We start from the raw sequence: 22,792 nt of genomic DNA on the forward strand, positions 1-22,792 counted from the left end.
GTGGCCTCCCGGCCCGCCGCGCCTTTTGGCGGTAGCTTTGAACCATGAGTCAACCCGCTTCGAGCTACAACGATGACCTGCGCCTTGCCCATGTACTGGCAGATTCCGTGGATTCACAGACCATGAGCCGGTTCAAAGCGCTCGACCTGCGGATCGAAACGAAGCCGGACCTGACCCCCGTCACCGATGCTGACAAGTCCGCCGAGGAAGCCATCCGCGGCCAGCTGTCCCGCTCCCGGCCACGCGATGCTGTCCTCGGCGAGGAGTTCGGCAGCTCCGGCCACGGTTCGCGCCGCTGGATCATCGACCCGATCGACGGCACGAAAAACTTTGTCCGCGGCGTCCCCGTCTGGGCCACCTTGATCGCCCTCGTGGACGAAGGCGAACCCGTCGTCGGCGTCGTCAGCGCCCCGGCGCTGGGCAAACGCTGGTGGGCGGCCAAGGGAGCGGGTGCCTACACGGGCCGTTCACTGGCGGCCGCCACCCGCCTGAAGGTCTCCAACGTCTCCCAGCTCGCGGACGCCTCGCTGTCCTATTCCAGCCTTGGCGGCTGGAAGCAGCGCGGCAACCTGGACGAGTTCCTGGGCCTGACCGAGGAAGTGTGGCGAACCCGAGCCTTCGGTGATTTCTGGTCCTACTGCCTGCTGGCCGAAGGCGCCGTCGACATCGCCTGTGAGCCGGAGCTCAACCTCTATGACATGGCCGCCCTGGTGCCGATCGTGACGGAGGCCGGCGGCCGGTTCACCTCGCTCGAGGGCGAGGATGGTCCGTTCGGCGGCAACGCCCTGGCCACCAACTCAATCCTGCACTCCGAGGTCCTCAAGCGCCTCAACCCGGGCCTCGACGACCTGCTCTGACGGTACATTCACAGGGTACATTCCGGAGTCAGCGAAGGAGAGCAGCGCACGTGGCACGCGGCGGTCCCAAAATGCGTCACGCCCGGCGGCAGGAGCTGGGCGGAAGCTTCCAGGACGGCGGCGAACATTACGACCGCGTGCGTCCGGGCTACCCTGCTGAATCCGCGGACTGGCTGATCCCTGCCGGGGCCCGGGACGCCGTGGACATCGGCGCCGGCACCGGCAAGTTCACGGCCCTACTGGTGGCACGGGGGCTGCGCACCGTGGCCGTGGACCCGTCCCCGGACATGTTGGAACAGCTCCGCCGCGCCCTGCCGGGGGTTGCCGCCGTCGAGGGGACCGGGGAACACACCGGGCTTGTCTCCGAGTCTTTTGACCTGGTGACCGTGGCCCAGGCCTGGCACTGGTTCGATCCCCTGCTCGCCTCCTCCGAGGCGGCCAGGCTCCTGCGCCCCCATGGGACCCTGGGCCTGATCTGGAACCAGCTGGACACGTCGGTTCCCTGGGTGCACCGGCTGTCCCGGATCATGCACGCCGGCGACGTCCACAAGCCGGACTTCACCCCGCCCCTGGGCCCCGAGTTCGCCGGGCTGCAGAGCCACGTCACCCGCTGGGAAGACCAGCTGAGCACGCAGGACATCATGGAACTGGCCAAGTCCCGCAGCTACTACCTGCGCGCCGGCGAAGCCACCAGGGCCAAGGTGCTCGGCAACCTGGACTGGTACCTCCACGAGCACCTGGCCCACGCCGCCGGGGAGGTCGTGCCGCTGCCCTACCTGACGCAGAGTTGGCGGGCGAACAAGACATAGTGCCGGTAGCCGTTTGCACGCGGCGCCGGCCGGTCCTAGAATTTCGGTGTGCCTAACTCTTGGATGTAGGCGACGGAAACTTTTTGGGAGCCCCAGTGCTGGACATCGCCGGACACGAACCGCGGCCCGCGGGGCAGCCGCCTGCCCGCGGGAAACGCGGCCGCCGGCGGGCGCTGCTCGGTTTGCTCGGGCCTGCTTTCGTTGCCGCCATCGCCTACGTGGATCCCGGCAACGTCGCTGCCAACCTGACCGCCGGGGCCAGATACGGCTACCTGCTCGTCTGGGTCCTCGTGGTGGCCAACGTCATTGCGGTCCTGGTCCAGTACCAGTCAGCCAAGCTCGGCATCGTCACCGGCAGGAGCCTGCCGGAAATCCTCGGTGAACGGCTCACTCCGGGCTGGCGCCGCGCCTTCTGGGTCCAGGCCGAGATCGTGGCCGCGGCCACCGACCTCGCCGAGGTGGTGGGCGGCGCGGTCGCCCTCTATCTCCTCTTCGGCCTGCCCCTCCCGCTCGGCGCGGTGGTGGTGGGCGGCATGTCGATGGCTCTGCTCGCGGTGCAGGGCCGGAACCGGCAGCGGCCCTTCGAACTGGTCATCATCTTCCTGCTGGGCATCATCACCGTCGGGTTCCTGGCCGGCCTCTTCATCCGGCCGCCGGACCCGGGTGGCGTCCTGGCCGGGCTCGTCCCCGGCTTCCAGGGCGCGGACACGGTCCTGCTGGCCGCGAGCATGCTGGGCGCCACGGTCATGCCGCACGCCATTTACGTCCATTCCGCACTGTCCAGGGACCGGCACCGCCCCAACCCGCACCTGCATGTTCCGGCGCACGCCGTCGCGCGGCTGGTCAAGGCGACCCGGTGGGACGTTGTGGTGGCGCTGGCCGTAGCCGGCATCGTCAACATCGGCATGCTGCTGCTGGCGGCGTCCACCCTCGCCGGCCAGGAGGGCACGGACACGATAGAGGGCGCGCATGGCGCCATCGCCGCCAGCCTCGGTCCCGTCGTCGGCGTCGTGTTTGCTGTCGGGCTGCTCGCCTCGGGGCTGGCCTCCACCTCGGTGGGCTGCTACGCCGGCGGCACGATCATGCAGGGACTGCTCAAGATCCGGATTCCTTTGTTGCTGCGGCGGCTGCTCACGCTGGTCCCCGCCGTCGTGCTGCTGGGCGTGGGCTTCGACCCCACCCTGGGACTGGTCCTCAGCCAGGTGGTGCTCAGCTTCGGGATACCCTTCGTGCTGGTCCCGCTGGTGGTGCTGACCAGCAGCAAGCCGCTGATGGGGCGGTTCGCGGACGGGCCGGCGCTGCGAACCGCGGCAATCGTCAGTGTGATCCTGGTTGTTGCGTTGAACCTGGTCCTGCTGTGGCTCACGTTTTCGGGTGCCGCCGGACGGTAGGCTGGGGCTGTGAAGACCAGTCCGCCATCCTCCTCCATCGAGGACTACGTCAAGGTCATCTACTCCTTCACGGAGTGGCAGGACAAGCCCATCACCTCCACACAGCTCGCCCAGCGGCTGGGCGTGGCCAACTCGTCGGTTTCGGAGATGGTGCGCAAGCTGAAGGACCAGGGCCTGGTGGACCACAAGCCCTACAGCGCCGTCACCCTGACCGACGCCGGTGAACAGCTGGCGCTTTCGATGGTCCGGCGGCATCGGCTGATCGAAACCTTCCTCGTCCAGGAGCTCGGCTACCGCTGGGACGAGGTCCACGACGAGGCCGAACTCCTTGAGCACGCAGTGTCGGACACTTTCATTGAGCGGATGGCCGCCAAGCTGGGGAACCCGGTGCGGGACCCGCACGGCGACCCGATCCCCGCCGCCGATGGCACGGTGCTGATGCCTCCGGCGCACCGGATGAGCGAACTCGACGAAGGCCACATTGGCCGGATCACCCGGATCAGCGACGAGAATCCGGAATTGCTGCGGTACCTCGCCGCCGGACAGATAGGCCTCGACGCCGACGTGGAGGTCCTGGGGCGCAAACCGTTCGGCGGGCCCCTCGTGGTCCGCATCGGCGCACGCGGCAGCCGGCGGGACGTCGACCTCGCCGACGAGGTGGCATCGGCGCTCTGGGTGCACAGCGACGCGCCGCATCGGGGATGCCGCCTCCAGGGCGCTGAATGAGGGACTCCCCGGGGGCACGCTCCGCGCGGACTGCGGGCCTTCCTGGCTGGCGGGCGTGGGCCGCGGTCGCGGCCGGCGGACTAATTGGCACGGAGTTGCGGTACGGCGCCGGGCTGGTTTTCCCGGAGGCGGCCGGGACCGTCCCCTGGACCACGCTGGCCATCAATGTTCTGGGCAGCTTCGTCCTGGCCACGCTGACCACCCTCTGGCTGGCGCGGCCCCGGACGGCATTCTGGCTCCGGGCTGGCCTGGGGCCGGGACTGCTTGGTTCCTTCACCACGTTTTCGGCGCTTGCCCTGACCGTGGACCAGCAGATCCGCGGCGGCTTTCACTCCATCTGGCTGGCCTACCTCGCGTTGTCGCTGGTGCTGGGTCTCGGAGCGGCGGCAGCCGGCTGGAGCTCGGGCCGGGTGCTGGCCGGCCGCGGCAGGACGCAATGATCACGGCGCTGCTGGTGGGCGTGTTCGGCGTGGCCGGAGCGCTGCTGCGGTTTGCGGTTGATTCCTGGTTCGCCCACCGGCACCGCGCGCATCCGCACTGGCCCTGGGCAACGTTGACGGTCAATGTGGCCGGGTCCTTCATCATCGGTTGGTCGCTGGGCCTCAGTACGCAGCTGGACATCGGCCCCGAGTGGCAGACCGCCGTCGCCAGTGGGCTGGCCGGAGGGTTGACGACCTTCAGCTCGTGGACGACGGCCACCATCCGGCTGGCCCGTGAGTCGCGGTATCGGGCGGCAGCGCTCAATCTGGCCGCTAACCTGGCGGCCGGCTGCGGCGCGGCAGCGCTGGGGATCCTGCTCGCCGGCTAAACCGCCGGAGGTTCCGGCGTTTTCTGTGCGGGCGGGTTCCGGATTCCGACGGCGGACGCCACCGCACCGGCGAGGAACAGCGCGGCGGTGACCGCCGCGGTCGCGTGCAGCCCCGACGTCGTGATGGCAGGGCCCGTGATGAGCCCGGCGAAGGCAATGGTCACCAGCCCGGCGATGCGGGAGACCGCGTTGTTCACGGCGGATCCGATGCCTGCCTCCTCCGGAGCCACGGCGCCCAGGATCGCCGCGGTCAACGGCGCGACCGTGACGGCCAGCCCGACCCCGAAAACCACCAGACCGGGGAAGACCTGGCCGAAGTACTGGAGCGGCAGCCCGATGCCCAGCAGCATCAGGAACCCGACCGCGCACAGCAGCGGACCCGCAGTCATGAACCAGCGCGGACCGAAGCGGCCCGAGAGCGTCCCGATCCGTGCGGATAGCAGGAGCAGGATCAGGGTGGAGGGCAACAAGGCAAAGCCCGCTGCCGTCGCGCCGAGCCCGGCGACCTGCTGGAGGAAGAGTCCCAGCACGAAGAAGCCGAGGTTCAGTGCCCCATAGATCAGGGCGGTGGCGACGTTGCCCCAGCCGAAGTTTCGGATCGTGAAGAGCCGCAGCGGCATCATTGGGGCCGGGGCGTGGCGCTCATACAGCAGGAACCCGGCGAGGCCGGCAGCGCCGATGACCAGCGGCAGCCAGACCTGCGGCGAGCCCCAGCCCAGCGCACCCCGCTCAATGAACGCGTACACCACCCCGCCCAGGCCGATCACGGCCAGGACGGTTCCGGTGACGTCAATGATGCTGCCGGGGACACGGTCGAGGTCGTGCCGGCGCAACCGGCGCAGGGCGGGCCAGACCGCAACTGCCGGGACGATGTTCAGGAAAAAGATCAGGCGCCAGCTGAAGACGTCCACAGAAATGCCGCCGAGCAGCGGAGCGGCAATGATGGCTCCCGAGGTCCATGCGGACCATTTGCCGATCGCCGCGGACTGGGCCTGGCCGCTGAACACGGTCACGATCAGCGCCAGCGAACTGGGGACCAGCATCGCTCCGGCGATGCCCTGCAGGCCGCGCGCCACGATCAGCGACTCCCCGCTCCAGGCCAGCCCGCAGAGCATGGACGTGGCGGTGAAGCCGGCGAGGCCCCACTGCAGGATCCGAACCCGGCCAAACTGGTCCGAGAGCGAACCGGCCACCAGGATCAGGGCGCCGAGGGTCAGCAGGTAGGCGTCCACCACCCATTGCTGGACCACCAGGCCCCCGCCCAGTTCGCGGCCGATCGCCGGAAGGGCAAGATTGACCACGGAGCCGTCCAGAAAAGCGATGAAGGACGCGACAATCGCCACGTACAGCACGCGTTTCTCGAGGCCGGAGAGCGCTTCGGCGCGGGTGCCGGACATCGGTTTAGCCTTCCTCGCTGCCTGCTTCTGTGCCTGCTGATGGCCGGGCAGCGGGTGTGGATCGAGCCTAGCACCGGCCGGTGCGGGCACCGAGGGGCGGCAGGTGCCATCGCCCGGTGCCGTAAAGTTGAGGGATGGTTACGAGACGTGAAGCTGCCCAAATCCTTGATATTCCACTGGAGATGGCCAACCGTCACGGCATACCGTCCCGCTTGTCAGAGGCGGAACTTGGCGAACTGCTGGACAGCCCGCCGTCCTGGCTGGCCCAGTCCAGAGCCAACCGGACCGGCAAACGCCCGGTCTGGGTTCAGCTCAGCTGCGCCGTCTGCGGCTTTGCCGAAACGGCCAGGCCGAAGAAGTGGTGGCCCGAGTTCACCTACGTCTGCTGCGCCAACCACGCGCCGTTCGAACTGCCGCCTCTCGACGGCGGCCTGGTCCGAAGCGAGTACGAGGGAGTCGGGAACCGCTTCATCGGCATCGTGGACGTCGCAGTACCCGAGGCGTAGCCTTAAAAGCACGGGCTCATCCCGGGCCCCCACCTTTGAGGGAGCGCGCAATGCCTGACAAGTCCCCGCACCGGCATCTCACGAAAAAGCCGGTCAAAACCATCAAGGAAAAACGGGCCGACAAAAAAGCCAAGAACAGCCTGGACGAGCACACCGATCCAGTGGCCCATATGAAGAAGCGCTGAGAGTTGCCGCGCGGCGACGTGGCCGCACAATCTCGGCCGGGCGGTTGAACGCAGCTGTGTAGCACGAAAGGCCGGAAGCTCACGCTTCCGGCCTTTCGTGCTACGGGGTGGAACGCCGTTGCCGGGTCCCGTTGTTTTGTGGAGATGGGGGGAATTGAACCCCCGTCCGATGTCGTGTTGTCAGGGCTTCTCCGGGCGCAGTTTGCGTCGGATTTTCTCGGCCCCAGCCATCCTGCAAACAGGTGGCTGATCCGGGCCCAGTCATCAAAGAGTCCCGTTCACTCCGATGACGGGAGTAAACAGCAGTGGCTATTTAAATGACGCCAGGATCCGGGGCAATAGCAACCTCGGGCTGACGGACTGTTCTTACTGCTTAGGCAGCGAGAGCGAAGTCAGTGCGTTTTGATTCGGCACTTATTGGTTTGCAGAAAGCGTTTACGAGATAATTCTGCATCCTCGGCCCGCTTCACCTGTCGCGACTAACATCGTCGAAACCGATCATCCCCGTATTTTTTTATCAAGGTACTTCATCCTGCGATGTCCCACCGGCCCGGGAACCGGATTCCTTGCGGTCCCTCCCCGGACTACCCAGCATAACGCATACCTGCCTGGAATCATTCCCCAGACGCGCGCCCCCGGGCTAGTTCCGGTTGCGCTCGCGCAGAACGCGCAGGGCTTCCCGCTTGTCCTGCTGCTCGCGCAGGGTCTGCCGCTTGTCGTATTCCTTCTTGCCGCGGGCCACACCGATCTCCACTTTGGCGCGGCCATCGACGAAGTACAGCTGCAGCGGCACGATCGTAAAGCCCGATTCGCGGATCTTGTGCGAGATCCGGGTCAGCTCCTCGCGGTGCAGGAGGAGCTTCCGACGCCGGCGCGCGGCGTGGTTGGTCCAGCTGCCCTGGTGGTATTCGGGGATGTGGATCCCCTCCATCCACAACTCGTCGTTGTAGAAGGTACAGAAGCCGTCCACCATCGAAGCGTGGCCTTCGCGCAGGGACTTCACTTCGGTCCCCATCAGCGCGATCCCTGCCTCGTAGGTGTCCAGGATGTGGTAGTCGTGCCGGGCCTTGCGGTTGGTGGCCACCGCCTTCCGGCCACTTTCTTTCGGCACGGTAGAACTCCTCGGATCGTTTGTTGACTGGCCCCGGCCGGATGTTCCGGAGTCATTTCCAGTCTAGAGCAGGTTCATCGGGTCCACTGCCCTGCCGTTGACCCAGGTCTCGAAGTGCGAGTGGCAGCCGGTGGAGTTGCCGGTCGTCCCCGAGTAGGCGATCAGCTGGCCCTGGCTGACCTGCTGCCCGGACGAAACCACGACGGAGGAGTTGTGGTAGAAGATCGTGGTCAGCGAGTTGCCCTGCACGACGCCGTGGGAGATCTTGACGTGGTTGCCGCCGCCGTCGTTGCCCCAGCCCGCGGAGTACACGGTGCCCGCAGCCGGGGCGTAGACCGGAGTGCCGCACGGTGCGCCGAAGTCGATGCCGGTATGCATGTAACCACCCTGGCCATAAAAGTCGATGGTGCCCGGCGGCGTCGCCCGCCACCCGAAACCCGAGGTGATCGGGATGCCGTTGAACGGGCTGCGCAGGCCGAAGGCCGAGACCGGGCCGGCCGGCGCGGGCACGTAGGGCCGCGGCTGGGCGGGCGTCTGGCCCTGCGCGCGGGCTGCCGCGGCGGCCGCAGCAGCCGCGGCTTCGGCGATCCGGCGCTGTTCGGCTTCCCAGGCCTCGCGGAGCTTGCGGTCACGCTCGACGATCTCAGCGGCCACGGCGTCCTGCTGGGCCTTGACCTGACTGAGTTGATTTTGGATGCCGGGCTTGGCCGCCTGCAGCTCGCCGTTCAGGCGCGTGGTGTCGGCGATCAGCTGGTCCACCTTGGCCTTTTTGCTTTCGGCTTCATCGCGGGCGGCCTTCTCGCGGGCGAGCGCGGCGTCAGCCTTGGCTTTGAGGTCGGTGATTTCGGCTTCAACGGCCTGCAGGCGGGCCTGCGAGTTCACGTTGGTGGCGTTCTGCTGGGTGAGCTTGTCCATCGCCGAGTTCTGGCTGCGCAGGGCCTGATCCGCCAGGTCGATGGTGTCGGTGAGGCTGCCGCCCTTGTTCGAGCCGAAGAAGAGCGCGAGGTTTGACGGGACGCCGCCGGATTTGTAGGCCTGGGTGGCGATCTGCCCGATCAGTTTCTTCGTGTCGGTGATTTTCTGCTGATCGGTTGCCAGCTGCTGGGTGATCTTGGCCTTGTTCTGCTGCGCCAGATCGACGCGCGCGGCGAGGGCCTCGACCTCCTTGACGGCGCCGGCCACGCGGCCCTGCGCATCGAGCAGCGCCTGCTGGGCGCCGGGCAGCTGTCCCTGGTAGAGCACCAGGTCGCCCGCGGCCTTGGCAATCTTCGCATCGACGAACTCGAGTGACTGCTGGACCCGCGCTGCTTCGGCATTCAGGGACGCCTGCTGGTCCTCGAGGCTGTCCGCGAAGGCCATAGGCGTCGACGCGCCGAGGTTCGCAGCCAGCACCAAGGCTACGGCGGCACTGACCAGGCGGCTGCGCCGGAGGGCGTGGCCTGCCAACCCTGGCTGCCGTGCTGAGCGTCGGACCATCGGTGTCATGTACATTCCTCTTCGTTGCGCCACGCTAAACCCGCAGATAACGGCGGAGGGTCAGCAATGATGATGTCCCGGCGAGCAGGACGCCCAGGCCGATAAGGGCCGGAGCCAGGATCAGTGTCTGGGCCGGGGAGATGAAGGCGGTATCCGGATACTGCTGGGACAGGACCTGTCCGAGGAAGAAGTGCGCCACCGCCCACAGCGTACCGGACGCCAGCGCAGCTCCGATTACGGCCGCAATGACTCCCTCCAGGATGAAGGGCAGCTGGATCACCGTTTTAGAAGCCCCCACCAGCCGCATGATTCCGGTTTCCCGGCGACGACTGAACGCGGAGAGCCGGATGGTCGTGGCGATCAGCAGGATGGCGCAGACAATCATCACGCCGGCGACGCTGACGGCGACCAGGGACGCGGCGTTCATGGCGGAGAAGAGCCGTTCCAGCAGCTGGCGCTGGTCGATGACCGATTCCACCCCGGCCTGGGAGGAGAAGTTCTCGCTGATCACCTGGTACTTCTCCGGGTCCTTCAGGTTGATGCGGAAGGAGGCCGGGAGCTGGTCCGGGGTGACCGAGTCGACGATCGGTGAGTTGGAGAACTGCTCCTTGAAGTGCTTATAGGCCTCGTCCTTCGACTCAAATTGGAAGTCGTTGACGTATTGGGCCACGGACGGGGACTGCAGAAGCTTGCGCAGGTTGTCCTGCTGCTCCGGCGTCGCCGGTCCCGTGGCGCAACCCGGCGCCGTCGACCCGTCGCTGCAGAGGAAAATGGCGACCTGGACCTTGTCGTACCAGTAGCCCTTCATCTGGTTGATCTGCAGCTGCAGCATGCCCGCTGCGCCGACGAAGGTCAGGGACACGAAGGTGACCAGGATGACCGAAACCACCATGGACAGGTTGCGGCGCAGGCCGCTGCCGATCTCGGACAGGACAAAGGCGAGCCTCACAGCTGGTCCTCCCCGGCGGTCGCCGCGGCCGGGTTACCGGCGTTGTCGCGGCCGCTGGCGTCGCGGAGCCGGCGGGACTGGCCCACCACGGGGATCATCGAGGTGTAGAGGGCTCGGGCTTCATCGCGGATCACGACGCCATTGCGCAGTTCCACCACGCGCTTGCGCATCTCGTTGACGATGTCGTCGTCGTGCGTGGCCATCACGACGGTGGTGCCGTTCTGGTTGATCTTGTCCAGGACTCCCATGATGCCCATGGAGGTGGTGGGGTCGAGGTTGCCGGTGGGTTCGTCGGCGAGCAGGATGCCGGGCCGGTTGACGACGGCGCGGGCGATCGCCACACGCTGCTGCTCGCCGCCGGACAACTCGTGCGGCAGGCGGTTCTCCTTGCCTTCCAGGCCGACGGTCTTGAGGACTTCGGGGACGGTTTCGCGGATGACGCTGCGGCTTTTGCCGATCACCTGCATGGCGAAGGCGACGTTGGCAAACACGGTTTTTTGCGGCAGCAGCCGGAAGTCCTGGAAGACGACGCCGATCCCCCGGCGCAGCCGCGGGACCCGCCAGCTGGAAATTCTGGCCACGTTCTGGCCGGCGACGTAGACGGCGCCGGAGGAGGCGCGGTCTTCCTTCAGCACCAGTCGGAGGAACGTCGACTTGCCGGAGCCGGAGGCTCCCACCAGGAAGGCGAATTCGCCGCGGTCGATCTCAAGGTTGATCGAATCCAGCGCCGGCCGCGCCTTCTGGTCGTAGACCTTGGTGACATTTTCGAAACGGATCATGGCCCTAATGCCCTGCAGGAGCCAGGCGTTGTGATGACCAGTTCTGCTGCCGGGGCGCGGGCTTTCAGGTGGGGGAAGTAGGGCACCGGCCCCTCGACTATACGCACGGGTAACAACCGGAAGGCCCCAAGCCGGGGGTGTGTCGCGGGATTTGAGCCTTACTTCTCGGCGTTCCGGTTGTCGGTCCGCCAGCGGATGCCGGCGTCGATGAAATCGTCGATCTCGCCGTCGAACACCGCGGAGGTGTTGCCCACCTCGTGCTCGGTGCGGAGGTCCTTGACCATCTGGTAGGGGTTCAGGACGTAGGACCGCATCTGGTCGCCCCAGGATGCCTTGACGTCGCCCGCGAAGGCCTTCTTCTCGGCGTCCTCCTGCTCCTTCTTCAGCAGCAGCAGGCGGGACTGCAGTACCCGGAGGGCGGCGGCCCTGTTTTGCAGCTGCGACTTTTCGTTCTGCATGGATACCACCGTGCCGGTAGGGAGGTGAGTCAGGCGGACGGCGGAGTCCGTGGTGTTCACCGACTGGCCGCCCGGGCCGGAGGAACGGAAAACGTCGACGCGGATCTCGTTGTCCGGAATCTCGATGGAGTCGGTCTGCTCGATCAGCGGAATAACCTCGACGGCGGCGAACGACGTCTGGCGTCGGCCCTGGTTGTCGAAGGGGCTGATCCGCACCAGCCGGTGGGTGCCCGCCTCGACGCTCAACGTACCAAACGCGTACGGCGCCTTAACCTCGAACGTTGCGGACTTGAGTCCCGCTTCTTCGGCGTAGGAGGTGTCCATGATGGTCGTCGGGTAGCCGTGGCGTTCGGCCCAGCGCAGGTACATGCGCAACAGCATTTCCGCGAAGTCCGCCGCGTCCACGCCGCCCGCGCCGGCACGGATGGTGACCACCGCTTCGCGCTCGTCGAACTCGCCGGAAAGCAGCGTGACGACCTCCAGGTCCGCCAGCGACTTGCGGACCGATTCGAGCTCGGTGGCGGCCTCTCCCATGGAATCTGCGTCGTCCTCGTCCTGGCCCAGCTCGACGAGGACTTCCAGGTCATCGATGCGGGCGGCGAGCGTGTTCAAGCGCTCCAGTTCCGACTGCCGGTGCGAGAGCCGCGAGGTGATGACCTGCGCCGCGGCGGGGTCGTCCCAGAGGTTCGGCTCGCCCGCGCGCTCGCTCAATTCGGCGATCTCCTCCTTGAGCGCTTCGACGTTGGAGACGTTCTCGATCGAGGCGTAGGTGGCGCGCAGCGCGCGGATTTCTGCGGAAAAATCAATGTTAGCCATGGTTTTTCAAGACTACCCCGGTTGCGCTAGCACTTGTGGCTGCGCCCGGACCGGGGCTCCGGCCACACCGGTGGAACATCCGCCGGTGTTGAGCGGTCAGCGCGTCAGCCGCGACCTCGCCGTCGACGTCGCCTCAATCCGGATGCCGTCCGGGACCAGGAAATTCACCACGGGCGGGTGGACGGCAGCGCTGAGGACCACGACGGCGGTGGAACCATCCGGGCTGCCCGTCGCCGACCCCATCGCCAGGCCGCTGAACCGGGCGAAGGCTCCGTTTCGGTTCAGGTAGTCGGCGGCGGTACTGCGCACCCGGCCGGAGCTGAGCCTGGCCGTAGGGCTGCCGGAAGCGCTCTGCAGCTGTCCGAGGGTGAAGCTGTCGGCGGCAGCCACGGATGCCCCGTCGGCCAGGGACAGCAATTTCTTGTGTTCGAGGTACACGCCGGACGCCGCCGTGACGACTGCTGCCACCAGCAGGGCGATCAGCACATAGCCAATAATCAGGACCATCAGCTGGCCCTGCTCATCCGTGCCGCCGTCGCTGTGGCTGCCGTCGCTGTCGCGGCTGCCGGGGCCGCCGGGGCTGCGGCGGCGTGCCCGGGCGGTCACCGGAACCGCCCAACGGTCTGGATGGCGGTGGCAGTCAGGTGTCCGGCGTCGAGCCGCAGCGCGTCACCGAATGGCACGAACGGTAGCGGCACCCTGAGGTGCACGGTGACGGTGACGGCGGTCCCGGCCGCGGAACAATCGGCGGGATTGCAGCTGGCCTCCATGCTGGCGTTCTCCGCCGGGTGCCCGTGGTCGGCGAGCGCCAGCCGTACGGCCTGTTCGGCAGCGGCACGGCCGCTGGCCGGGTCCGGCTGCGCCACGTAGACCTTGGCCGCCTGTTCCGCGGCGCCTACCACCGCGAAGGAACCGCCCTGGAGCTGGCCAACAGTGATGATGAAGTAGACCACCGGCACCATCAACAGGAGTGAAAGGAAGGTGAACTCGACGACAGCGCTTCCCCGGTCGGGGTCGTCGCCGCCGGAGCGGCCGGCCCCGCGTACCGGGCCGGCGCCGCTAGGGCTGAAGGGCTGCATGGCCCTTCACTTCCAGCAGCTCGCGCGGTCCGATCAGGCCGATGACCGGCAGCGGCGCGCGGACCGTCACCTCCAGCGTTCGGATTCCCTGATAGGCGGTCTCGGTGGTGCTGACGTCAGTTGCGAACTCCGAGGTGAGGGCGACAGTGATCAGTTGCGCAGTGCGCTCCCTAGCGTCCGCGGCGCCGCGGTCCGCGAGAGTGCCGTACCGGGCACCCGACGCGGCGGCGTCGATGAGCGTATTGCGGACGTGCAGGACGAGGGCGAGCTGGATGATCGCCAGGAAGAAGACGGTCAGCAGGGCGCCGACCAGGACGAAATCGACGACCGCTGAACCGGCCTCCCTGCCGGAACCCGACGCCTGCGTGCCCCGGCCGGAGCCCGCTCCTGCCACCTCCTACTGCCCCACTTTTTGCATGGCCTGATTGAAGAGCCCTTCCAGGGCCGGACCGGCGAGCGCCAGCAGCGCGGCAACCAGGACTGCGGACATCAGGGTGATCATCACCCAGCCGGGCACGTCGCCTCGTTCACGCGCATCCTGCTGGTGCCGCGGAGGCCCTGCCTTATGCGCGGGCGTGGCCGGTCCCCACAGGAGCAGGCCCAGCAGGCGCGCCAGTATCACCGTGTGGCTAGCTATGGTCTTCATCGCTTCCCCTTTTTTAGTTTTTGCGTGCTAAGAGTTGCTGCGGTCCAGCGCGGTCACAGTCCGAGACTGATCGCCGCAAGCCCCGGAAAGACGGCGAACACCACCGTCAGGGGCAGGACACCGAACACCAGCGGGACCATCATGCCGATCTCTTTCTTACCCGCGGCCTCCATGAGTTGACGCTTGGCCGTGTCCCGAACATCCTGGGCCTGGGCCCGCAGGACCTCCGCCAGCGGTGTACCCCGCTCCACTGCCACGACGAGGCCGTCAACGAAGCGGATGAGCGGCCCCAGATCGGTGCGGGACGAAAACTCCTGCAAGGCCTCAGCCAGGGGCATGCCCGCGCGGGTGTCGGCCATAACCCTCGCAAACTCCTTGGACAACTCCCCGTGAGTCCGTCGGCAGACGCGGTCCAGTGCCCCTGCGGCGTTCTCCCCCGCGCTGACTGCTAGGGCCATGAGCTCGGCAATACTGGGGAACTCCGCCATCAGGCGTGCTTCACGTTTCCGGATCTGCACTCCCAGCACGTAATCGCGCAGCAGGAACCCCGCCACGCCCGCGCCGACCACAATCAGGACGGCCAACAGCGGGTTGAAACGGCCCGTAGCTCCGCCCAGCAGCACGAGGACCGACGCGGCCACGAACCCTCCGGCAGCCCACAGGAGCTGCTCAGCACGGTAATCAACCGCAGTCTTGCTGCTCCCGGCCCGGATGAGGCGGCGGTTGAGCGCCGACGAGCCCGGGTTCAGCCGGCTGAAGACCCGGGCCCAGTCATGGAGCACCGGACGCAGGATCCGCTCGAGCGGGCCGAACGGGGTGACCGGTCCCGGAACCGCGCGCAGCAGCCGGGATTCCAGGTTGTGCGAGCGCAATTGCGGTGCGATCCGCTCCGCGAAGCTGAGCGGCCGCAGGAAGGGCAGCCGCACCAGCACCAGCCAGAGACCCACACCGAGGACGGCACCACAGACCCCCGCGCCGGCCGTCAGCCCGCTCACCGGAGCACCCGCTCGTCCTGCGGCAGGGCACCGATCCGCAGCATGATGGCGTACGAGAACAAGGACACCAGGAGGCCGCCGAGCAACACCGCGGCGCCGAGAGCCGAGTTGTAGGCGGCCACAGCTTCGGGCCTGCTGGCCAGCAGTACCAGAACCACCCATGGTGCCGCCACGGCGAGCCGAGCGGCGTTCACCGTCCAGGACTGCCGGGCCTCCAGTTCGCTGCGGGTCCGCGCGTTCTCGCGCAAAAACTCGGCGAGCGTACCCAGGAGCCGGCCCAGGTCGGACCCGCCGACTTCCCGGGTCAGCCGAATGGCCTCGACAAGCCGGTCCGCCACAGGGTCCGCAAGGCGCTCCTTTAGCCGGGTGAGGGCAGGGTCGAACTGGCCGCCGGCACGATAATCGGCGCCAAAGTCACGGAAGAACCCCCGCAGCTCCGTTGGGCCCTTCTCTGCCAATTGGATCAGGGCCTCCGGCAAAGACAGGCCCGCTCGAATGGCCGACCGCAAATGGTCGACGACATCCGGCCACAGTTCGCGGAGCAGGGCCATGCGCTTTCGCGCCCGCCACCTCACCAGACCTAGCGGCAACCAGCCGCCAAAGAGCCCGAAGCAGCCAGCCATGGGCCACGATCCGGTCCCAGCGAAGAACAGGAGGGTCACGAACGAGCCGACGCCGCAGCAGGTCGCCAGCAAACCCGCGCGGCTGACCTTTTCGATCCCGGCAGAACGCAGCAGGTCCTCAAGCCGGCTGACCCGCTGCCGGCGTGCCTGGCCCTCCGGCTTTGGCCACGCCGACCACCAAATCAGGAATAATCCGGCCCCGCCCAGCACCCCCAGCAGCGGTGCCACTAGCGCGCCTCCAGCAGCGCCGCGACGTCGTACCCGGCGCGCGTGAACTTCTCGGCGGCAGGCATCGCATTGGGCCGCGGTTCCAGCTGCCCCGCCGAGGCATCGAAAACCATGGACGATTCGATGATGCCGTTCTCCACCCGACGCCCGAGCGAAAGGATCTCCGTGACCTGGCGGCGGCCGTTTTGGTGCCGGCTGCAGTGCACCACCAGGTCGATGCAGGAGGCCACGGTCGGAACGACGAAGGCACTAGAAATGTTTTCGCCGGCCAGCAACGGGAGCGTGCAGATTTTGGTCACCGCGTCGTGGGCGGAGTTCGCATGGACGGTACACATGCCGGGGAGGCCGGAGTTCAAGGCGATCAGCATATCCAGGCTCTCCGCTTCCCGGACCTCACCGACCACCAGCCGGTCCGGGCGCATCCGCAAGGCTTCCTTTACCAGCCGGCGGAGCGGGATTTCGCCTTCCCCCTCGAGGTTTGGCTGCCGGCACTGCAAGCCGACGACGTCGCGAAGCGGAAACTGCAGTTCAAAGATTTCCTCGACCGTGACAACCCGCTCCCGGCTGCCAATGCTGGCGGCCAGGCAGTTCAGCATGGTGGTCTTGCCGGCCTGGGTGGCTCCCGAGACGAGGATGTTCAGCCCGCTGGCCACCGCTGCGCCGAGGAACCTGGCTGCCTGGGGAGTGAGGGTACCCAGCTCCACCAGATGCTCCAGCCTGCTGGCTTTGACCACAAATTTGCGGATGTTGACGGCCCAGTGCCGACGCGTCACATCCGGAATCACAACGTGCAGGCGTGAGCCGTCCGGAAGCGCGGCGTCCACGAAGGGTGAGGAGAGGTCAAGCCGGCGGCCGGAGCTTTTGAGCATCCGCTCCACAAGGTCGCGGACCTGCTGCTCGGTCAGCGCGATGGACGTTAGCTCCGATTCGCCGTTGCGGGCCACGAATATTTCGTGCGGGGCGTTGAGCCAGATCTCCTCGATGGCCGGGTCATCCAGCAGGGGTTGCAGGGCACCGAAGCCGGCCACTGCGTCGAAGACGAACCGGCGCACGGTGTCCAGGGAGCCGATCGGGGGCAACGGCGCGAGCAATGCGCGCTCGTCGTAGTCGCTGATGGCCTCGTCGACCAGGCGCCGCACTTCTGCGCCCTGCCGCAGCGGGTCCAGTCCGCGCCGGCGGATCAGCTCCCGGACCTCGTCCTCGACGATGCGCACAGCCTCCACGGTGCCCCCAACACGACCGCTGCCCCTCCCCTGGGGCAGTGCAACTTGGGTTAAAGCTAAGGGGGCGGACCGTGCCGGGCAAGAGCCTCCGGGGCGTCTGTGGAAAACGGACACCCCGTCCCTACAAAAAGTCCCCCGCGGTACGACTCCTGGCGGCACTACTCCTGCTGGAGGGCACCGCAAGTATTTCCATGTAATTACCTAGTCCGCGTCGGACCGCAGCGAGTGCGTTGTCCAAGTAGTAACTACCGTTGACAGTGATTTTTGGTGGTCATAGCGTGGCGCCCGTCAGCAGCAGTTGGGATGGGGGCTGCACTCCCGAACCCGTAAGAATCACAGTCCTGGCGACTTGCTGATGGCCCGTAATTTAGTGCCTGCGATGAGCGCCCCAGACTTTGCCGCTGTGCAATGGGAGGACACAGGAATCAGCGCGAAGTCCTGGCAGTCTGATCGCCGGCAAGACGATTGGATTTGGCATGCAAACTAGGTGGACCGCGGTCTCACGCTTTAGGCGAGGCCATCCCGCACAAGAATCCCGCCGGCGCCGCGCCGTACCGGCGGCCATGGGTACAGCAGCACTGATGCTGCTGACCGTCTTCAACGCCGCCATCGTGGCGCAGCCTGCCCGCGCTGCGGGTCCGGTCATCGTGTCACTGACATTTGACGATGCCCACATCGACCAGGTGGCCGCGGCCGCCTACATGAATTCCAAAGGCCTGAAGGGGACGTTTTACGTGCCCTCCGGTTTCCTGAATGCAGACCCGAAATTTTATATGGACACGGCGCAGGCCAAAGCGTTGCAGGCCGCTGGAAATGAAATTGCCGGTCACACTGTCACCCATCCTGATTTGACCTTGGCTGACACCGGGGAACAACAGCGGCAGATCTGCAACGACCGCAATGCCCTGACTGCACAGGGTTTCCGGATCACGAGCTTCGCCTACCCGTTCGCCGCATCGAGCCCCGCGATCGAGAGCGTCGTGGCCGCCTGCGGCTACAACAGCGCGCGGGGCCTCGGTGACATCGCCAGCAAGGCCCCCGACTCGACCGGCAACCCGCTGGCCGAGGCGATCCCGCCGGCCGACCCTTTCCTGACCAAGGCCCCGGATCAGGTCGACAGTACCTGGACTCTTCAGAACCTGAAGGACCTGACTCTCAAGGCGGAGCCGGGTGGGGGCTGGGTCCAGTACACCTTCCACCACATCAACGCCGTAGGGGAATCCCTGAGCATTCCTGCCGCGGAGTTTAACTCCTTGGTTGACTTCCTGGCAGCCGAACAGGCTGCGGGCCGGGTCCAAGTGAAGACCGTCGACCAGGTCATCGGTGGAGCGGTCAAACCGCCGGCCCCCAACGGTCCAAACCCGCCGGCACCCATAACCTCCGGAAATCTCCTCCGCAACCCCGGATTTGAGACACCAAGTTCTGTTCCTGGCAGCCCGGCGGCATGCTGGATTCCGGGCTCTTACGGCTTGAATACGTATACGACGAGCACCGTGGCGACGGCCCATTCCGGCAAAGCGGCTGCCCAGCTGGTCATGACGAGTCGCGCCAGCGGAGACGCCGGCGGAGACGCTAAAATCCTGCCCCCGCTCGATACGGGCCAATGCGCCCCGACAGTGACGGCAGGCCAACGGTACACGATGTCCGCTTGGTACATGTCCACTGCCCCGACGCAGTTCGAGGTCTACTACCGAAAAGGACCGGGAGAATGGCATTATTGGACGTCCAGCCCGTTCGTACTTCCGTCCGCCACCTACACACAGACAAGTTGGACGACCCCTGATCCTGTGCCTGCAGGCGCCACCGCCCTGTCACTGGCGTTGACGCTCACCAGCACTGGAACGCTTATAACGGATGATTACTCGCTGGTGGCGGCCTCGGCAGCCTCCGGCGGTCCCGCCGCCATCGCGGCGAAGGCTGCCGCGACTCCGGGAATGGGAGCCGCGTCGGGAGCAGTCGTCTGTGGACTCGCGAGCGGTGGCTGCTATCAGAACTACGCCAACGGTGCCATCATTTGGTCTTCAGCGACGGGAGCCCACTACTCCGTCGGCGGCATCCGGCAGAAGTGGGCTGCCACCGGCTTCGAGAGCGGCCCTCTAGGGTACCCAACCACCGATGAAGTCGGCGGACTCCGCAACGGCGGCGTCTATCAGAACTACCAAGGCGGCGCTATCATCTGGTCCCCCGCCACCGGAGCCCACTACTCCGTCGGCGGCATCCGCCAGAAGTGGGCCGCTACCGGCTTCGAGGGAGGCCCCCTGGGGTACCCCACCACCGACGAAGTCGGCGGACTCCGCAACGGCGGCGTCTATCAAAACTACCAAGGCGGCGCCATCATCTGGTCCCCCGCCACCGGAGCCCACATCTCCGTGGGTGGCATCCGCACTGCGTGGGCTGCCTCGGGTTTTGAAAACGGCGTCTTGGGATACCCGACCACTGATGAAGTCGGCGGACTCGTCAGCGGCGGTGTGTATCAGATGTACCAGGGCGGCGCCATCATCTGGTCCCCGGCCACGGGAGCCCACACCTCACGTGGCGGCATCCGCGTCGCCTGGGCTTCCCAAGGCTACGAAGCTGGCCGGCTCGGGTATCCGACGAGCAACGAGTATGTTGTGGGCAGCGTGACATATCAGGACTACGTCGGCGGCAGAATCAGCTGGACGGCGGTCCTTGGCACCATCATCAGTTACAAGTAGTACAGCAGAAGCACTCTTCGCCCGCCGCAATCATTTATTGCGGCGGGCGAAGCTTTGCAACGCACTGCCCCTTCCAATAGCGACCGCTGCCACCCTGAGACGAGCGCCGTCCACGATGCGTTATCACATCGTTCACAGCAGCAACATGCGAAACTCTGGTTTGATGCCTTTGCCGGTGCTACGGTGGGCGCGATAAGTCAGACATTCTCTCGGCCGGCCTTCGGAGCCCGATCGCGTCGAGGGACCGATTGGACGCTGAAGAGTGCCTCGCTGTTCCGGAGTATAAATGAAGCCGACCGCATTTCCCCCTGCCAGTCGCCCGCTCGGACGAGTCGGTGCCGTGCTTCTGTCTGCAGCCCTGCTGGCGGGCGTGGGACTGGCTGCTCCGGCGAACGCCGTAGAGCCCTCCCCCAGCGCTCCGGCGGCCCCTGCCGGTGTTTTATCTTCGCCTTCCCCCAGCGCCCCTGCACCGTCAGCACCATCGAAGACCCCGGCAGTTCCTTCGCCAGCAGTTCCTTCGCCGGCACCGTCGCCGGGGTCCGGAGTTACCGACCCGTCCTTACCGGCGAGCAAGTCGGCCATGGCTGCGGCAATTGGGCCAGGGGGTGCCGAGATGGGCCAGACCTCCAAACGCGTCGGAGCAACCGCAGCGAGCGGCACCGCCCTGAATACCGAAGCCCTGAACGTTCAAGGCACGTGGTCGCCAACTTTCGGCGTTCAAGGCTTAGACGTCAGCGGCCACCAGCCAAGTGTCAATTGGCAACAACAGTGGCAACTGGGAGCCCGCTTTGCCTACGTCAAGGCCAGCGAAGGCAACTACTTCACTAACGATTCGTTCGCCTCGCAGTTCCAGGGGTCTCGGAATGCTGGCATGATTCGTGGCGCCTACCACTTCGCCATTCCGAACTGGTCCTCCGGGGCCGACCAAGCCCGCTACTTTGTCCAAAACGGCGGCAGCTGGACCTCGGACGGTTATACACTTCCCCCGGTACTCGATTTCGAGTTCAACCCCTACGCCAACCGGACCATTAACGGCTTCTACTTCGGCGACACCTGCTACGGCATGTCCCCCGCCCAGCTGACAGCCTGGGTTCGTGATTTTGGCAGCACCATGTCTTCCTTGACGGGCAGACTGCCGGTCATATACACAAACACGTCATGGTGGAATCAGTGTCTTGGAAACCCACCCGGCTTTGGGGATTACCCGCTTTGGGTAGCGGCGTACCCAGGGTCCCCCACAAATAACGCTGGGCCGCTTCCGTACGCAAGCTGGGACGCTTACAGCATTTGGCAGTACAGCAGCATCGGACCTTTCGCGGGTGACTCGAACGTTTGGAACGGGAGCTACGAGGCGCTGCGCATCTTTGCCGCGCAGGGTGTCCCCCGTGCGGCTGCCACGGGAATTGCGGCGATGGCAGCGTCGACGGCGGCGTTGGGGTCGAAGACCTCGGAAATCACCTGCGGGTTGAAGGACGGAGGCTGCTACCAGCTGTTCCAGAACGGCGCAGTGATCTGGTCCAAGAACACCGGCGCGCAGCCCAGCCTCTACGGCCCGGTCCGGGACGCCTGGGCACGCACCGGATACGAATCCGGCGCCCTGGGCTACCCCACCAGCGCCGTGATCTGCGGCATCCGCGACAACGGCTGCTACCAGGCCTACCAGCGCGGCGAAATCCTTTACTCCGCCGCGTCCGGCGCGCAGCCCTCCACCCCCGGCGCGATCCGCACCGCCTACCGCCAGGCCGGCGCCGAAAACAGCGCCCTCGCCTACCCCACCAGCCGAGAAGTATGCGTCCTCCGCAACAGCGGCTGCTACCAGGCCTTCCAACACGGAGAAATCCTCTACTCCGCCGCCACCGGCGCCCAACTCTCCGAAGAAGGCCCCATCCGCACCGCCTACCGGCAAGCCGGCGCCGAAAACAGCGCCCTCGGCTTCCCGACCAGCGGCAAAATCTGCGGACTCAAAAACAACGGCTGCTACCAGGCCTTCCAAACCGGAGCAATCCTCTACTCCCCCGCCACCGGCGCCCAAACCAGCCAAAACGGCCCCATCCGCGACGCCTGGGCCAAATCCGGTTTCGAATCCGGCCCCCTGGGCTACCCCACCGGCTCCGTCACCTGCGGCCTCCGCGACGCCGGCTGCTACCAGCTCTACCAAAACGGTGCCATCATCTGGTCCCCCGCCTCCGGAGCGCAACTCAGCCTCAACGGCACTTTCCGCACCGCCTGGGCAGCCTCCGGCTACGAAAACGGCCCGCTCGGCTACCCCACCAGCTCCATCATCTGCGGCCTCCGCGACGCCGGCTGCTACCAGGCCTACCAAAAGGGCGAAATCCTCTGGACCACCGCCACCGGCGCCCAACTCAGCCGACCCGGCGGGATCCGCAACCTCTACCGCACCAGCGGCGCCGAAAACGGCACCCTCGCCTACCCCACCGGCCCCGAAACCTGCGGCCTCGTCAACGGCGGCTGCTACCAAAACTTCCAAGGCGGCGCCATCATCTGGTCCCCCACCACCGGAGCCCAACTCAGCCCCAACGGCCCCATCCGCAACGCCTGGGCAGCCACCCGCTACGAAACCGGCACCCTCGCCTACCCCACCACCCCCGTCACCTGCGGCCTCATCAACAACGGCTGCTACCAGAACTACCAAGGCGGCGCCATCATCTGGTCCCCCACCACCGGAGCACAACTCAGCCCCACCGGCCCCATCCGATCCCTCTGGGCCGCCAACGGCTACGAAACCGGCCGCCTCGGCTACCCCACCGGCCCCCAAACCTGCACCCCCACCGCAGACAACTGCACCCAGACCTACCAAAACGGAAAAATCACATGGACCCCCACCCGCGGCGCCTACATCAACTAACCCCCACCCCACCACCGGGCAATGCGGCCCTCTGGCCGGCGGCGCGGGTACCGCAGGACTGGCGCAGCTTTCGCGCAAAAGATTGCATGTCGCCTTAGGTAATCCGCAGATTCCGCCCGGCTGGTCCAACCAGCCGTTCAGGAGTCCTTAAGCTACTAACATTTCCCG

The 22,792-nt window shown here is 66.5% G+C and carries 23 protein-coding genes and 1 other RNA gene; 10 read left to right on the forward strand and 14 right to left on the reverse strand.

Going from position 1 to position 22,792, the window contains the following annotated elements:
* Nucleotides 1–44: 44 nt before the first annotated feature.
* The 6 genes from hisN to AC3ANP_RS17135 all read left to right on the forward strand — a co-directional run bounded on the left by hisN (nucleotide 45) and on the right by AC3ANP_RS17135 (nucleotide 4,591).
* Nucleotides 45–857: a histidinol-phosphatase gene (hisN, locus tag AC3ANP_RS17110; protein ID WP_488331307.1), complete on the forward strand. Its 813-nt coding sequence runs from the start codon at nucleotides 45–47 to the stop codon at nucleotides 855–857.
* A 50-nt stretch (nucleotides 858–907) separates the two neighbouring features.
* Nucleotides 908–1,666 carry a class I SAM-dependent methyltransferase gene (locus tag AC3ANP_RS17115; protein WP_488331308.1) on the forward strand — a complete coding sequence of 253 codons (759 nt, stop codon included), beginning with the start codon at nucleotides 908–910 and terminating at the stop codon, nucleotides 1,664–1,666.
* A 98-nt stretch (nucleotides 1,667–1,764) separates the two neighbouring features.
* Nucleotides 1,765–3,057 carry an Nramp family divalent metal transporter gene (locus AC3ANP_RS17120; RefSeq protein WP_488333101.1) on the forward strand — a complete coding sequence of 431 codons (1,293 nt, stop codon included), beginning with the start codon at nucleotides 1,765–1,767 and terminating at the stop codon, nucleotides 3,055–3,057.
* A gap of 9 nt (nucleotides 3,058–3,066) precedes the next feature.
* Nucleotides 3,067–3,783: a metal-dependent transcriptional regulator gene (locus AC3ANP_RS17125; protein WP_488331309.1), complete on the forward strand. Its 717-nt coding sequence runs from the start codon at nucleotides 3,067–3,069 to the stop codon at nucleotides 3,781–3,783.
* Nucleotides 3,780–4,223 (forward strand): fluoride efflux transporter FluC, encoded by a 444-nt coding sequence (locus AC3ANP_RS17130; RefSeq protein WP_488331310.1) that lies wholly within the window; start codon nucleotides 3,780–3,782, stop codon nucleotides 4,221–4,223. The genes AC3ANP_RS17125 and AC3ANP_RS17130 overlap by 4 nt, the downstream gene beginning before the upstream one ends.
* The gene (locus AC3ANP_RS17135) at nucleotides 4,220–4,591 is read left to right on the forward strand and encodes a fluoride efflux transporter FluC (RefSeq protein ID WP_488331311.1); all 372 of its coding nucleotides are present in this window, start codon (nucleotides 4,220–4,222) and stop codon (nucleotides 4,589–4,591) included. Before AC3ANP_RS17130 ends, AC3ANP_RS17135 begins: the two co-directional genes overlap by 4 nt.
* On the opposite strand, the gene AC3ANP_RS17140 is transcribed toward AC3ANP_RS17135, so the two are convergent.
* The gene (locus AC3ANP_RS17140; protein ID WP_488331312.1) at nucleotides 4,588–5,988 is read right to left on the reverse strand and encodes an MFS transporter; all 1,401 of its coding nucleotides are present in this window, start codon (nucleotides 5,986–5,988) and stop codon (nucleotides 4,588–4,590) included. The two genes, AC3ANP_RS17135 and AC3ANP_RS17140, sit on opposite strands and share 4 nt — an antisense overlap.
* Nucleotides 5,989–6,122: 134 nt before the next feature.
* Between AC3ANP_RS17140 and AC3ANP_RS17145 the strand changes: the two genes are divergently transcribed.
* Both AC3ANP_RS17145 and AC3ANP_RS17150 read left to right on the forward strand, forming a co-directional pair.
* Entirely contained in the window at nucleotides 6,123–6,494 is a 372-nt protein-coding gene (locus tag AC3ANP_RS17145; protein ID WP_488331313.1) for a hypothetical protein, read from the forward strand.
* A gap of 50 nt (nucleotides 6,495–6,544) precedes the next feature.
* Nucleotides 6,545–6,679: a hypothetical protein gene (locus tag AC3ANP_RS17150; protein WP_488331314.1), complete on the forward strand. Its 135-nt coding sequence runs from the start codon at nucleotides 6,545–6,547 to the stop codon at nucleotides 6,677–6,679.
* A gap of 136 nt (nucleotides 6,680–6,815) precedes the next feature.
* Here AC3ANP_RS17150 and ssrA read toward each other — a convergent pair.
* The 13 genes from ssrA to AC3ANP_RS17215 form a co-directional block, all read right to left on the reverse strand.
* Nucleotides 6,816–7,185: a transfer-messenger RNA gene (ssrA, locus tag AC3ANP_RS17155) on the reverse strand.
* Between the two features lie 134 nt (nucleotides 7,186–7,319).
* Nucleotides 7,320–7,790, reverse strand: coding sequence for an SsrA-binding protein SmpB (smpB, locus tag AC3ANP_RS17160; RefSeq protein WP_488331315.1), 471 nt, complete (start codon nucleotides 7,788–7,790; stop codon nucleotides 7,320–7,322).
* 63 nt (nucleotides 7,791–7,853) lie between these two features.
* Nucleotides 7,854–9,275, reverse strand: a complete 1,422-nt coding sequence (locus AC3ANP_RS17165) for a peptidoglycan DD-metalloendopeptidase family protein (protein ID WP_488331316.1) — start codon at nucleotides 9,273–9,275, stop codon at nucleotides 7,854–7,856.
* Between the two features lie 25 nt (nucleotides 9,276–9,300).
* Nucleotides 9,301–10,215 (reverse strand): permease-like cell division protein FtsX, encoded by a 915-nt coding sequence (gene ftsX / locus AC3ANP_RS17170; RefSeq protein ID WP_488331317.1) that lies wholly within the window; start codon nucleotides 10,213–10,215, stop codon nucleotides 9,301–9,303.
* Nucleotides 10,212–10,994 carry a cell division ATP-binding protein FtsE gene (ftsE, locus tag AC3ANP_RS17175; protein ID WP_488331318.1) on the reverse strand — a complete coding sequence of 261 codons (783 nt, stop codon included), beginning with the start codon at nucleotides 10,992–10,994 and terminating at the stop codon, nucleotides 10,212–10,214. The genes ftsX and ftsE overlap by 4 nt, the downstream gene beginning before the upstream one ends.
* Nucleotides 10,995–11,152: 158 nt before the next feature.
* The gene (gene prfB / locus AC3ANP_RS17180) at nucleotides 11,153–12,268 is read right to left on the reverse strand and encodes a peptide chain release factor 2 (protein WP_488331319.1); all 1,116 of its coding nucleotides are present in this window, start codon (nucleotides 12,266–12,268) and stop codon (nucleotides 11,153–11,155) included.
* 96 nt (nucleotides 12,269–12,364) lie between these two features.
* Nucleotides 12,365–12,775, reverse strand: coding sequence for a pilus assembly protein TadG-related protein (locus AC3ANP_RS17185; protein WP_488333102.1), 411 nt, complete (start codon nucleotides 12,773–12,775; stop codon nucleotides 12,365–12,367).
* Between the two features lie 95 nt (nucleotides 12,776–12,870).
* On the reverse strand, nucleotides 12,871–13,347 hold the full coding sequence (locus tag AC3ANP_RS17190; RefSeq protein ID WP_488331320.1) for a hypothetical protein: 477 nt from the start codon (nucleotides 13,345–13,347) through the stop codon (nucleotides 12,871–12,873).
* Nucleotides 13,328–13,741, reverse strand: coding sequence for a TadE/TadG family type IV pilus assembly protein (locus tag AC3ANP_RS17195; RefSeq protein ID WP_488331321.1), 414 nt, complete (start codon nucleotides 13,739–13,741; stop codon nucleotides 13,328–13,330). The genes AC3ANP_RS17190 and AC3ANP_RS17195 overlap by 20 nt, the downstream gene beginning before the upstream one ends.
* A gap of 3 nt (nucleotides 13,742–13,744) precedes the next feature.
* Nucleotides 13,745–13,993, reverse strand: a complete 249-nt coding sequence (locus AC3ANP_RS17200) for a hypothetical protein (protein ID WP_488331322.1) — start codon at nucleotides 13,991–13,993, stop codon at nucleotides 13,745–13,747.
* A 53-nt stretch (nucleotides 13,994–14,046) separates the two neighbouring features.
* Nucleotides 14,047–14,988 (reverse strand): type II secretion system F family protein, encoded by a 942-nt coding sequence (locus tag AC3ANP_RS17205; RefSeq protein WP_488331323.1) that lies wholly within the window; start codon nucleotides 14,986–14,988, stop codon nucleotides 14,047–14,049.
* On the reverse strand, nucleotides 14,985–15,839 hold the full coding sequence (locus AC3ANP_RS17210; RefSeq protein ID WP_488331324.1) for a type II secretion system F family protein: 855 nt from the start codon (nucleotides 15,837–15,839) through the stop codon (nucleotides 14,985–14,987). The genes AC3ANP_RS17205 and AC3ANP_RS17210 overlap by 4 nt, the downstream gene beginning before the upstream one ends.
* A complete protein-coding gene (locus tag AC3ANP_RS17215) occupies nucleotides 15,839–17,062 on the reverse strand; it encodes a TadA family conjugal transfer-associated ATPase (protein WP_488331325.1) in 1,224 nt (407 codons plus the stop codon). Before AC3ANP_RS17215 ends, AC3ANP_RS17210 begins: the two co-directional genes overlap by 1 nt.
* Before the next feature lie 563 nt (nucleotides 17,063–17,625).
* On the opposite strand from AC3ANP_RS17215, the gene AC3ANP_RS17220 reads away from it, so the two are divergent.
* On the forward strand, nucleotides 17,626–19,758 hold the full coding sequence (locus AC3ANP_RS17220; RefSeq protein ID WP_488331326.1) for a polysaccharide deacetylase family protein: 2,133 nt from the start codon (nucleotides 17,626–17,628) through the stop codon (nucleotides 19,756–19,758).
* A gap of 580 nt (nucleotides 19,759–20,338) precedes the next feature.
* Nucleotides 20,339–22,624: a GH25 family lysozyme gene (locus tag AC3ANP_RS17225; protein ID WP_488331327.1), complete on the forward strand. Its 2,286-nt coding sequence runs from the start codon at nucleotides 20,339–20,341 to the stop codon at nucleotides 22,622–22,624.
* Nucleotides 22,625–22,792 lie beyond the last annotated feature (168 nt).

The sequence above is a fragment of the Arthrobacter sp. JB02-1C genome, assembly GCF_057748045.1.